Origin of the sequence: Geobacillus jurassicus NBRC 107829 (genome assembly GCF_001544315.1) — a bacterium.
Lineage (GTDB): Bacteria > Bacillota > Bacilli > Bacillales > Anoxybacillaceae > Geobacillus > Geobacillus jurassicus.
In genome coordinates this window covers 1-12,213 of the sequence record NZ_BCQG01000010.1, presented here as the reverse complement: position 1 = coordinate 12,213, position 12,213 = coordinate 1, and the positions used below count along the sequence as shown (strand labels likewise).

Here is a 12,213-nt window from a genome sequence, read left to right as displayed (position 1 = left end):
AGGGAGTGAAAGCATATGCAAACAGTAGTAAATGACGTAGAAATAAGGGGAGTTTATAAACAGATTGGGAAAAACGTTATCCTAAACGGTATCGATTTACAAGTCAAGCAAGGTGAACTACTCACCTTGCTTGGCCCTTCTGGGTGCGGCAAAACATCAACACTTAATGTCATTGCTGGTTTTCTTGATATTGATAAAGGAGAAGTATTTATTAAAGGGAAAAAAGTGACACATATTCCTCCGTATAAACGTGGTTTAGGAATGGTATTCCAAACATATTCTCTATTTCCGCATATGACTGTTTATGAAAACCTTGATTTTGGTTTATCTTTGCGTAAAGTTCCAAAAGAAGAGAGGAAGAAGAGAATCGAGCAGGCGTTAGAGTTAGTGAAAATGGTGGGATTGGAGAATAGGTATCCGCGCCAATTATCCGGAGGGCAACGACAACGGGTGGCAATTGCTCGTGCTCTAGTAGTGCAACCAATGTTATTGTTGCTTGACGAGCCACTCAGCAATCTTGATGCTAAATTACGTTATGAATTAAGGGCTGAAATTAAGCGTTTGCAGAAAGAGGTGGGGGTTACAACTATTTTTGTTACACATGACCAAGAGGAGGCACTTTCCCTGTCTGATCGAATCGTGGTAATGAATAAAGGAATAATTGAACAAGTTGGAACACCAACGGAAATCTATGAGCATCCATGCACCGAGTTCGTTTTTCAATTTATTGGGAAATCAAACCAATTAGAGGGTAAAGTAAAAACGGTCGACAGTCGAATGGTATGTATTGAGTTAGAGGAAGGCGTTCAGGTACTCGTTGAGTCAAAAAATATGATGGGCCCGGAACGTTCTTATTCAATTGGAGATGAGGTCAAACTGTACATTCGACCAGAAAAATTAACCATTCAGGAACAAGAAAGCGAGCCAGAAATTTTTTATTACAACAAGTACAATGCTTCGATCGTTCAAATGAACTATCTTGGCTCCGCTTGGGAAATTGAGTTGCTATTGTTTGGAAAACGGGTGCAAGTGCTACAACCTTTCGTTAAATCGGATTGGAAAATAGGAGCTGAGGTGACTGTGGGATGGAACCCGTCAGATATGATGATCGTCAAAAAATAGTCAGATTGTCAACAGAAATTGTTACGGCAAGGAGAAAAAGAAATTGGAGAAAATATATATATTGCGGTTTGCTTTTGTTCCCCCTAGTGGCATTTATTTTCGGTTTTTTTGTGATACCAATGCTTTACATTTTATATTTAAGTTTTATTGAAACCAAAGGGGAAACGAATGCGTTTTATAGCATAGGAAACTACGTACATTTTTTTACTGATTCTTACTATTTACATTCGTTATGGCTGACAATCAAAATAAGCCTGTACACTGTAGTGGTATCCCTGTTGCTCGGTTATCCTGTAGCATTAACAATGGCTAAATGTTCCCCGCGTGTCCGCGGATTATTAACTTTGCTTGTAGCCTCACCGTTGCTTATTAGCATTGTTGTGCGTAATTTCGGATGGTATCTTCTCTTATTACCAAACGGGACAGTCCATCAATTATTAATTAGCCTTGGTATTACCACTTCACCGCCTAAATTGTTATTTTCGGAGATAGGTGTCGTTATAGGACTGTCTAATGCCTATTTACCATTTATGATTTTATCGGTTGCTACAAGTTTATATAATATTGATCCATCTCTTGAGAAAGCTGCAGCCATTCTCGGCGCCGGTCCTCTCCGTTCATTTTGGTCGGTTACCTTGCCATTGAGTTTACCAGGGATTGTATCAGGGGTCGTGTTGGTCTTTAGCATGTCGATGAGTGCCTATGTGACTCCAGCGCTGATGGGAGGGGCAAATGTACCTATGCTCCCGGTTGTGGCTTATGACCAAATTATTAACTTACTGCGTTGGACGTACGGATCTGCCATTTCGTATGTTCTCCTTGGCATTACATTAATCATGGTTACTATTTTTACTCGAATGATGGAAAAGGGGCGCTATCGGGAGGTGTTTCGCTAATGAGTATTTTGAGAAGATTGAGACTATTACTAGCCATAATTAGTCTCATTTACATCTTAATCCCATTGGTTGTAACCATTCCGGCTTCACTTACCAGCGCCAATTATCCGAGTTTTCCGCCAAAGGGTTTCTCACTACAATGGTACACCAAGTTGCTAGAACGGCCAGAGTTTGTCGAAGCTTTTTGGAATAGTGTAAAATTCGCTTTTTTAGCATCATTGTTTTCAGTCTTGTTGGGAACATTAGGAGCTCTTGCTATTGCCAAATACGATATACCTGGGAAATCTTATCTTGTCTCGTTGTTAACCGCTCTGTTGACTGTTCCACAATTGGTACTGGGCATTGCCTTATTAATTTATTTCACGCCTATGTTGTTAGCGGGTACTCCGACGGGATTTTTGATCGCTCATATTATTATTTGTGTACCATATGTAGTTCGTTTTGTCCTAACAGGATTAAGTGGTTTTGATTACAATTTGGAACGGGCAGCGGCAATTCTTGGAGCTAGTCCGGTGGTTGTTTTTTGGAAAGTAACATTTCCTTTAATTCGGCCGGCGGTCTTATCCGGGGCGTTATTCTCTTTTTTGACTTCATTTGATAATGTTACGGTTTCATTATTTATGGTGTCTCCTGAGATGAGAACATTGCCTTTGGAAATTTTTTCAACAATGCAAGATGCATATAGTCCGATTGTTGCTTCGGTTTCGAGTGTTGTAATTTTGATTTCAATTGTACTTATTTTGATTTTAGAGAAAATTCATGGTGTTGGAAAACTGTTGGGAAGTGCCCACTAACCGTTCACTTTATTGTGATTGCTTACATGACGAAGCATCGTGTTAAAGATGGGGAAGAATTTCCCCGTTCTTTCTTTTCTGTCGGTAGCAAAAAGCGGAAATTTTTTTAAATGATGTAGAGCACAGCGAACAGAGACTATTCCGAAAAGAAAGTATGAAATAAGGAGATCTTAACATGATTCATATAGCCATTATTGGAGGAGGAATTGTTGGCTTAGCTGCCGCTTATTCTATTAAGCAGGCTAGACCAGAGGCGGAAATTACAGTGATTGAAAAGGAAAATCATTGGGGAGCGCATCAAACAGGCCATAACAGCGGTGTTATTCATTCAGGGATTTATTATAAACCTGGAAGTTATAAAGCAAAATTTGCGAGATCAGGAGGGGAAGCGCTCATTCGTTTTTGTCAGAAATATGGGATTCCTTTTGAACGGTGTGGAAAAGTGATTGTAGCCACGAGTGAGCAAGAGCTTCCACTCTTGAAAAACTTATATGACCGTGGGTTGCAAAACGGTCTGAATCTCGAGTTGATTGGTCAGGATCGTTTGCGAGATTTCGAACCGTATGTTAGTGGGATCAGGGCTATTCATGTAAAAGAAACTGGCATCGTCGATTATAAGAAGGTTTGTGAAATAATAGCATCACTATTAAAGGATGTAGGCGCCGAACTATCATTAAATACAAAGGTGGAGCGAATCGTAGAAGAGCGTTCAAAAGTCCGCGTAATTACTAACCGCGGCGCCCAATCATTTGATTTTGCAGTTAACTGTGCAGGGTTGCATAGCGACCGTATTGCTCGTGCTTCGGGAGTAGCAATGGACCTAAAAATTGTTCCTTTTCGCGGGGAGTACTATAAGTTGCGCCCTGAAAAACGCTACCTTGTGAAAAACTTAGTGTATCCTGTTCCGAATCCACAATTTCCTTTTCTTGGCGTTCATTTAACAAGAATGATCAATGGTGAGGTGGAAGTGGGACCAAATGCTGTACTTGGATTCAAGCGTGAAGGATACAGAAAAACGGATGTGGATGTCAAGGACCTGCTAGATACTTTCTCGTTTAGGGGGTTTTGGAAATTAGCCTTGACGTACTGGCGAGAAGGAATGGAAGAAATGGTCCGTTCATATAGCAAAATATCTTTTGTAAAAAATGTCCAGCGTTTGCTTCCAGATGTAGAGGCGGACGATTTGATCCCGGCGCCGGCAGGCGTACGCGCCCAAGCATTGCGCTCTGATGGAACACTCGTTGATGATTTTTACATTATTAATACGAAGAGAACCGTTCATGTTTTAAATGCCCCATCGCCTGCGGCAACAGCCTGTTTTCCTATTGGAGAAGAGATCGCACGGCGAACTCTTGAGATGGCGGGGTGTTGAGGGCAGTCTGCCCGGCGCAAGCATGGCTTGCGCCGGCACTGTGCGAAGGATTTTCATATCTTTGGATCGCTTCAACCCTGCAAGTGTGAGTTATTGCAAAGAAAAAGCACATTTTCCCTACTGCAGCCCTATGGTGGGGTAGCGGAGTTTTTCTCGAAAAACGATGGACGACGAAACGGGAGAAACAGACAATGCATTCGGAAACGGTCAGGATGGGGGATCTTATTACTCCGCCTTCTTCAGCAAATAAATCTCCTCTTCCGCTCGCGCGATGCGGCTGAGTTGATAATCAAGCCGCTGATGAATGAGGGAGATGTCTTCTTTTGTCGCCATTTGCTCGCGAAGGCGGGAGAGCTCGTCTTTTGTTGCCATCTGCTCGCGAATGCCAGCCATTTCTCCGCGGAGGTTGGCGATTTCGTGGCGCATGCCGTCTTGGATGCTTCGCTGCTCGAGTTGATTGTCGCGGATCGCTTTGATCATTTCTGTGTTTTCTTTCATTTGCTCTTTTAACCAGCGCAATTCTTCTTCCTGTTTGTCCATTCGTTGTTCGAGCTTGTCCACTTTTTGCTTTACCGTTTGGAGTTCCTGTTTCATGGAATCCATTTCTCTCTTCATGGAGTCCATGTCTTTTTTCATGGAATCCATATCTTTTTTCATGGAATCCATATCTTTTTTCATGGAATCCATATCTTTTTTCATGGAATCCATATCCTTTTTCATGGCGTCCATGTTTTGCTTGACCATCTGCATATCTTGTTTCACGACGGTCATGTCATTGACTAAACCTTGTACAAGTTCAGTCAATTGGCGTAAAAGCTGTTCTTGCATGAGGAGCCCTCCTTAACTTGAATATCGCGCTAATGAGGGGCATTTCCGCCAATGGAGGGAGGGAAGTCTGAGGTGTGGAATGAGGAAGGAAATGCCTACAGAATTATTATACCATAGATTGGCCAGGCCATCATTCCTAAAAGGGCGGCGATTTATTGAAAAAGGCGGCTCATCCCAACTCTTTTTCAATTAGAGAAACCTTGTCAGATCTGCTCTCCTTTCTGGTCAAACGCCGCTGATTTGAGCAAAAAACTAGTTTTTCACCAGTTTTCTAAATTTGTGAAAAGAAAGGAATAGATAGAGGGCATGTTGAATAATAGTTATGGAAGTTTTCAAAGTTCGAAGGAAACAGATTGATAGGAGCAGAAAAAATGAACTCATGGATCAAGAGGAGAAATGCGGCGCTTGTGTGTATGGCGTCAATCTTTTTATTTTCATGCGGAAATGCGGTGGACCACGGCGCACAAGAAGTGTTGGCTGCGCGAAACGAAACGGCTGGGCGAGCGGCCGAGCATCCGCCGTTGCTGAAGCCAGCCGACAAAGCGGCTGTGGCGCAGGCGGCAATGAAGTCAACGGCGCCAAGTGAAGTGCGCATTACGTTAAGCGCAGCGGGAGATGTGACGCTCGGGCGCGATGAAAACTACGGCTATGCGTATTCGTTCGACGATGAGGCGAAAAAGCACGGCTTGCGCTATTTTACGAAATACATTGAGCCGATCTTTCAAAAAGATGATTTTACCACGGTCAATTTGGAGACAACGTTGACCACCTCCACGCGCAAAGCGAGCAAGAAATTCCGTTTCCGCGGCCATCCGAGCTATGCGAAGATTTTAACCTATGGCGGCATTGACGCTGTTAATCTGGCTAATAATCATACGTACGATTATTTGCAACGAGGATATAATGACACGATTGCCAATCTGAAAAAAGAAAACATCGGCTATTTTGGTCGCACGTTTCGGCTGCTGAAAACGGTGAAAGGAATCCAAATCGGAGCGCTTGGCTATGAAGGCTGGAGCAATACAAGCGCACTGCGCAAGCAGATCGCCAACGACATTCGCACGCTTCGGAAGCAAGGGGCCGATATCGTGCTCATTCATTTTCATTGGGGAGTCGAACGAAGCTATACGCCAAACAGCACGCAAAAGGCGCTCGGCCGCTTTGCCATTGACAGCGGCGCCGATTTGGTCGTCGGCCATCATCCGCATGTCATTCAAGGCATTGAGGAGTATAAAGGGAAGTTTATCGTCTACAGCCTAGGCAATTTCATGTTCGGAGGGAACAAAAATCCGAGCGACAAAGATACGTACGTGTTTCAGCAGACGTTTTCTTTCCAAAACGGCAAACGGACGGCCAAAAAAGAAATTCGCGTCATCCCGTTTCGCATTTCGTCGGTGACGACAAGAAACAACTATCAGCCGGTGCCGCTCACGGGAAAGGAAGCGAAACGAGTGAAAGGGAAAATCGTCTCATTATCAGCGAAAATCGTGAAACCGACGTGGACGGCATATGAGGCCCATTGATCCATGCCTAAAAGTTGGTGAAAAACGATGATTTCTTTACAATGGCCTGAGAAAGATGGCGGTTTGAGAACGTCTCCTCGCTTAAACGTTTTCCGTTTCCCCATCGGTCTTTGGAAGAAATCAAAAAAGGATGGCCTTCATGCCGAGGGCCATCCCTTTTCGTTTTTGACAAAGTTACGAGCGTTCCTTGATTAAGTTGGCGACGAGCACGCACCGCTGCGGGGCGGGGCCGACGTAGCGGAACGGATAACACGTGGAAACGGTGAGCGTCGCTTTTGGTTTTCGGTTCATTCTAGTTTGCCTCAGCTCCTTGGCGGGAGTGGACAAGGAATGCGCCCGCGCCGATGAAGGACAAGCCAAGCAGCATATAAGCCGCATACGGCGAGGCTGTTTTCGGCAGTTTCGCCTCGGCTTCAGTACGCTTCAGCGGTTTCGGCGGCGCCGGTTTCACCACTTTTTCGATTTTTGCCGCCTGACCTCCATTTTGCAAGTCTTCCCCGATCTCATCGAAAATATCGGAGGCAAACATCTCTTCGGTCACAACAAAATCGGCAAGCAGTTCGCCTTCGGTGCTGTAAATTTCAACAAGCAAATCGTAGCCGTTCGTTGATTCTAACGTCAACAATGTCGACAGGCTGAGAGGCTTTTTCTCGCCGTCTTTCGTCAAATAAAACTTCGCTTCCAGCTGGCAAGCGGAAAGCAGGTCGGTCCATACATCGGCGATTTCAGCGATTTGCGCTGGCGAGAGTTCCGTCACGCTTGTGAAATCGTACGCACCGATCGCCTCAAGCCGCTGGCCGATTTCCTCCATTTTTTCGGCGAATTGCGGATCTTCCATATTGAGCGATTCAAAATGGTTGTATAACTTTTCTAACTCCGCGTCCGTCAAGCCGAGCTCGTCCAAATCCGGAAGCAAGTAATCGACGACCGCCTCCGCCAGTTCCTCGACCGTCGCGTAATTGTCAAGTGAATCGCCGTTTTTAGCCAGCAGTTTTTCAAGCTTTTACATAAAAACCGCTCCATCGTCGTCTAATGTTTCCCATGTATGACTTTTTAGAGGAAACGTATGCTAACCGTTGAATGGAAGCCGTCGGGTAAAGGAGGAATGATGTTGTTGCTTCTTGAAGGAGGAAACGACGGGACGAAACGTAACGTAACGAGTTGGTGTAAAGGAGCGTCTGGAGAAACAAACAAGGAGAAAAATGAAGCGGGCAGCAGGGCATCGTCATGATCTGAGAAGAAAACCGACGGGATGTAACGCATCCCATTGGGTTTTCTTGATCAGGACGGTCGTTTCTGTTCCATATAATTAAAAAGCCATGAGCTAATTCGTATCGATCAAAGGATAGAAGGAATATTATAAATCTTCATTTTTTTCAGTTTTATTATTGACAGTGTGTTTAAATTTTAATAGTATTATGTTAAACAGACGATATTAAATAAAACGTAATAAAACAGAGAGGTGTCTAGCCGATGCCGATAGGCAGGGAGGTGCGCTGCGTGTTTTGCGGCTCAGTGAACGTAGCGCCGCTATCGATGTTTGGGACCGCTCAGCTCGTTTCGCAATACTATTGCCATCAATGCAAAAGCGTGTTTGAGCGGGTGAGATGGAGAGACGATGCCAAGGAGGAAGGGGAGCCCACTGATGAAGATCAAGCAACATTATCCGCTGTTCATTAACGGCCAGTATGTCGAGAGCAGCAACGGAGAAGTGTTTGAAACGATCAATCCGGCGACAGAGGAAGTGATTGCGACCGTCGCCAAAGCCACGAAAGAAGACGTAGACCGTGCCGTCAAGGCGGCGCGCGCGGCGTTTGAATCGGGAAAATGGCCCAAAATGACGGGGGCGAAGCGGGCGCGCCTGCTGAATCAAATTGCCCGCTTGATGAGGGAGCGATTCGATGACTTGGTGTATGCGGAAGTGTTAAACAGCGGTAAAACGGTCGATGCGGCCAAAGGGCAAATTATGCAAGCGATTGAGGATTTTGAATTTTATGCGGCCGCAGCAATTACGTTGCAAGGCGACGTCAACCAAGTGCCAAACGGCTTTTTCAACTACACGGTCAAAGAGCCGGTCGGTGTATGCGGACAAATCATCCCGTGGAACTATCCGTTGATGATGGCGGCTTGGAAGCTCGCGCCGGCATTGGCAGCCGGGTGCACGGTCGTGTTAAAGCCGGCAAGCTATACGCCGATCACCGCTTATATGCTGGCGGAAATTTGCCAAGAGGCCGGGATTCCGGATGGCGTCGTCAATGTCATTGCTGGAAGTGGTTCTGAAATCGGTCCGTATATGACCGAGCATCCGTGCATTGACAAAGTGGCCTTCACCGGAGAGACGGAAACCGGCAAAGACATTATGCGGCGCGCCTCGGAGACGTTGAAGCGAGTGACGCTCGAACTCGGCGGGAAATCGCCAAACATCGTGTTTGATGATTGCGATATCGAAGCGGCGGTCAACGGCTCGCTTTACGGCATTTTTTACAACACGGGGCAGTCGTGCGAAGCGCGTTCGCGGCTGTTTGTGCATGAAACCATTTACGATGAGTTTATGGAGAAATTGATTGAAAAAGCGTCCCGCATCCGCGTCGGCAACCCGTTTGAAAGAGGGGTGCATATGGGCGCGGTCATTTCGCGAAGCCATCAGCAAGTGATCGACAGCTATGTGAAGCTGGCGGTTGAGGAAGGCGGCGAAATTTTATACGGCGGGAAAATCCCGGAAGGTGAGGAGTTTGCGAAAGGCTATTGGTACATGCCGACGATTATCGGCAATGTAAGAAACGACATGCGGGTGGCGCAGGAAGAAATTTTCGGTCCAGTCGTCGTTGTCATGAAGTTCCGTGACGAGGAAGAGGCCATTAAGCTGGCGAACGATACGATTTTCGGGTTAGGATCAGCCGTTTGGACGAAAGACCACGGAAGAGCCCATCGCGTCGCCGCGCGCATCCGCGCTGGGATTGTCATGGTCAACTCGCCGATTTCCGCATTTCCAGGCACGCCGTTTGGGGGGTACAAGCAGTCGGGGTTTGGCCGCGAGCTGGCGCTTGAGACGTTGAACTTATACACTGAGACAAAAAGCGTCGTCTCTTATATCGGCACTAAACCGTTGAACCTATTTGGCATTTGATCACGCCGCAAGAGGCGCTGGACATTGGACTGGTGAACCGAGTGTTTCCGCAGGCGGAAACGAGAGAGCGGACGCGGGAATATGCGCGCAAGCTCGCGAGCAGCGCGACGTATGCGGTCTCGAACATCAAGCTGGCGATCATGAACGGGAAAGAGATGCCGCTGAATGTGGCGATCCGCTGCGAAGGCGAGCTGCAAAACTTGCTGTTCCGATCCGAAGACGCGAAAGAAGGGATGAGCGCCTTTTTGGAAAAACGCCAACCGAATTGGAAAGGAGTTTAATGATTCAGAGTGCATATCGGCCGTTTCGGCCGATATGTTTTTACGAAAACATAAATTTAGCGCTTGAAAGGGAAGGTGATTTCGTACCATAATAAAAGAAAAATTCAAAAAAAAGACAAGGTGTGAACAGCAGTGAAGCCGAGAGCGCTCATGTTTACGTTATTTGGGGAATATATTCAACATTATGGGAACGAAGTATGGATCGGAAGCTTGATCCAAATGATGTCCCACTTCGGCATTTCCGAGTCGTCCATCCGCGGAGCGGCGCTAAGGATGGTGCAACAGGGATTTTTTGAAGTCCGGAAAATCGGCAACAACAGCTATTATTCGTTGACGCCGAAAGGGAAACGGACGATGATGGACGGGTTCAACCGCGTCTATTCGCAGCGGAACTACAAGTGGGACGGCCAATGGCGGGTGTTGACGTACTCCGTTCCCGAAGAAAAACGGGAGCTGCGCAGCCAAATCCGCAAAGAATTAAGCTTGATGGGGTTTGGCCTCATCTCCCACGGGACGTGGGCGAGTCCGAATCCGATCGAACCGCAAGTGATGGAATGGGTTAAAGACTATCATTTGGAGCCGTACGTCATTTTGTTTACGGCGAGCTCCATCGTGTCGCACAGCAACGAGCAAATCATCGAGCGCGGCTGGGATTTCTCTTATATTGCCAAGGAGTATGACCGGTTTATTGAAACGTACGAACGAAAGTACGAAGAATTCCAACAACGGGCTTGGAACAATGAGCTGACTGACCGCGAATGTTTCATTGAGCGGACGAAACTCGTGCATGAATATCGGAGTTTTTTCTTTATTGATCCGGGATTTCCGAACGATTTATTACCGGATGATTGGAGCGGAACGAGGGCGCGGGAGCTGTTTTTTAATGTCCATCAGCTGCTCGCCGTTCCGGCCATCCGCTATTTTGAAACATTGTTTGAGGCCGCACCAGATCGTGAGGTGACATTCAACCGCGATAAGGCGATCAATCCGTTTATGGAAATGATTTAACGCCATTCCGAAAGAAGTCCTCCACTTCTAAACGAAGGGGAGGTGGGGGATGACAACCGTCGGGCAGACGGGGGTCGCTCGGTCCATTTTAGTCATAAGACGGGATCATCCGAGAAGCCCCTACCTCTAAGCAAAGCATAGATGGCGGGGGATGTCACCGTTTATGCGTCTAAAATGGATTGGGGGATATCGGCGCCTGGCATGTCCACTTGAGGCGCTGTGAATAAGAGGAAGGAAAAAAGCAGGGGGAGGGGAAAAGGATGGCGCAGATTGAAATGGAAACGGTAGGAGACGGAATTTACCGCGTTCCGATTCCAGTCCCGTTTCCAATGAAGTATGTCTATTGTTACGTATGCCGGGAGACGGATGGGTGGAGCATCGTTGACGTTGGCTTTCGCGATCCTGAGGCGATTCGTGCATGGGAAACAGTGTTTCGGCAGTTGGGAATCAAGCCGCGGCACGTTCGCGCTATTTACATCACTCACTTCCATCCAGACCATTTTGGCTTGGCCGGGTGGATGCAGCAGCAGACGGAAGCGCCCGTCTGGATCAGCGAACCGGATTATGCGATGGCGGAACGGGTGTGGGGGGAAGAGAGCGTCCAGGCGAGCGAAGTAGGTGCCATGTTTCGCCGCCATGGCGTGCCGGATGAGCTTGTATCCGAAATTGAGGAGAACATGTGGAAGCTGTCGCTGCGCGTCAGCCCGTTTCCGGTGTTAACCGTTTTGGACCGTCCAGACATTGTGCTGGGGCAACGGCGGTGGATAGTCATCCCAGTCCCAGGGCACAGCGATGGATTGATCAGTTTTTATCAGCCAGAATCGCGCCAGCTGCTTGCCTCGGACCACGTGCTTGACCGCATCACACCGAACATTAGTGTATGGCCGGGCGCCCACCCAAATCCGCTCGAGCAATATTTTGCTTCGCTTCGCAAAGTGGAGGAGCTTGGGGTGGATGTGGCTCTGCCTGCCCATGGCGGGGTCATTCGCCAATTTCGCGAGCGGATCGGCGACATTTTCCGCCATCACGAACAACGGTTGCAAAAAATGAAAGCGCTAGCAGGAGCGGGGTCCACCGCCTATGAAGTCGCCCATCGCGTGTTCGGCCATAAGCCGTTGACGGCGCACCAATGGCGATTTGCAGTGGCTGAGACGCTGGCGCATTTGGAATATTTGGTGTCTGTCGGCGAATTGCAAAAAGAGGAGCATCGCCATGCGGTCATCTATCGGCAATGCCCGATGTCCAGCTGTTAGCCAGCTGGC

At 47.3% G+C, this 12,213-nt stretch carries 11 protein-coding genes and 2 pseudogenes; 10 read left to right on the top strand and 3 right to left on the bottom strand.

Annotated features, from left to right (window positions below; genetic code table 11):
* Positions 1-15 precede the first annotated feature (15 nt).
* From GJ1_RS04050 to lhgD, 4 genes are all read left to right on the top strand, one after another.
* Complete coding sequence (locus GJ1_RS04050; protein WP_066228812.1) at positions 16-1,122, top strand: ABC transporter ATP-binding protein; 1,107 nt, start codon at positions 16-18, stop codon at positions 1,120-1,122.
* Positions 1,086-2,018, top strand: coding sequence for an ABC transporter permease (locus GJ1_RS04045; protein WP_025948812.1), 933 nt, complete (start codon positions 1,086-1,088; stop codon positions 2,016-2,018). Before GJ1_RS04050 ends, GJ1_RS04045 begins: the two co-directional genes overlap by 37 nt.
* Entirely contained in the window at positions 2,018-2,812 is a 795-nt protein-coding gene (locus GJ1_RS04040; RefSeq protein ID WP_083509934.1) for an ABC transporter permease, read from the top strand. The genes GJ1_RS04045 and GJ1_RS04040 overlap by 1 nt, the downstream gene beginning before the upstream one ends.
* 175 nt (positions 2,813-2,987) lie before the next feature.
* Positions 2,988-4,184 (top strand): L-2-hydroxyglutarate dehydrogenase, encoded by a 1,197-nt coding sequence (gene lhgD, locus GJ1_RS04035; protein WP_066228809.1) that lies wholly within the window; start codon positions 2,988-2,990, stop codon positions 4,182-4,184.
* A 225-nt stretch (positions 4,185-4,409) separates the two neighbouring features.
* Here lhgD and GJ1_RS04030 read toward each other — a convergent pair whose 3' ends face one another.
* On the bottom strand, positions 4,410-4,808 hold the full coding sequence (locus GJ1_RS04030) for a hypothetical protein (RefSeq protein WP_373278020.1): 399 nt from the start codon (positions 4,806-4,808) through the stop codon (positions 4,410-4,412).
* Between the two features lie 575 nt (positions 4,809-5,383).
* On the opposite strand from GJ1_RS04030, the gene GJ1_RS04025 reads away from it, so the two are divergent.
* Positions 5,384-6,535 carry a CapA family protein gene (locus GJ1_RS04025; RefSeq protein WP_066228804.1) on the top strand — a complete coding sequence of 384 codons (1,152 nt, stop codon included), beginning with the start codon at positions 5,384-5,386 and terminating at the stop codon, positions 6,533-6,535.
* Positions 6,536-6,709: 174 nt separating this feature from the next.
* Here the strand turns inward: GJ1_RS04025 and GJ1_RS17605 are convergent.
* Positions 6,710-6,817, bottom strand: a pseudogene (locus GJ1_RS17605) (class D sortase); the annotation flags it as partial.
* A gap of 10 nt (positions 6,818-6,827) precedes the next feature.
* Complete coding sequence (locus GJ1_RS04020; RefSeq protein ID WP_281176908.1) at positions 6,828-7,523, bottom strand: processed acidic surface protein; 696 nt, start codon at positions 7,521-7,523, stop codon at positions 6,828-6,830.
* 485 nt (positions 7,524-8,008) lie between these two features.
* On the opposite strand from GJ1_RS04020, the gene GJ1_RS19470 reads away from it, so the two are divergent.
* From GJ1_RS19470 to GJ1_RS04005, 5 genes and pseudogenes are all read left to right on the top strand, one after another.
* A complete protein-coding gene (locus tag GJ1_RS19470; RefSeq protein WP_083509933.1) occupies positions 8,009-8,215 on the top strand; it encodes a PaaD-like zinc ribbon domain-containing protein in 207 nt (68 codons plus the stop codon).
* Complete coding sequence (locus GJ1_RS18275; protein ID WP_373278019.1) at positions 8,181-9,662, top strand: aldehyde dehydrogenase family protein; 1,482 nt, start codon at positions 8,181-8,183, stop codon at positions 9,660-9,662. The genes GJ1_RS19470 and GJ1_RS18275 overlap by 35 nt, the downstream gene beginning before the upstream one ends.
* Positions 9,662-9,943 (top strand): annotated as a pseudogene (locus GJ1_RS18270) (enoyl-CoA hydratase/isomerase family protein); the annotation flags it as partial. The gene GJ1_RS18275 and the pseudogene GJ1_RS18270, both read left to right, overlap by 1 nt.
* Before the next feature lie 132 nt (positions 9,944-10,075).
* Positions 10,076-10,951 (top strand): PaaX family transcriptional regulator, encoded by an 876-nt coding sequence (locus GJ1_RS04010; protein WP_240432125.1) that lies wholly within the window; start codon positions 10,076-10,078, stop codon positions 10,949-10,951.
* A 260-nt stretch (positions 10,952-11,211) separates the two neighbouring features.
* The gene (locus GJ1_RS04005; protein ID WP_066228801.1) at positions 11,212-12,204 is read left to right on the top strand and encodes an MBL fold metallo-hydrolase; all 993 of its coding nucleotides are present in this window, start codon (positions 11,212-11,214) and stop codon (positions 12,202-12,204) included.
* The last annotated feature ends 9 nt before the right edge of the window (positions 12,205-12,213 follow it).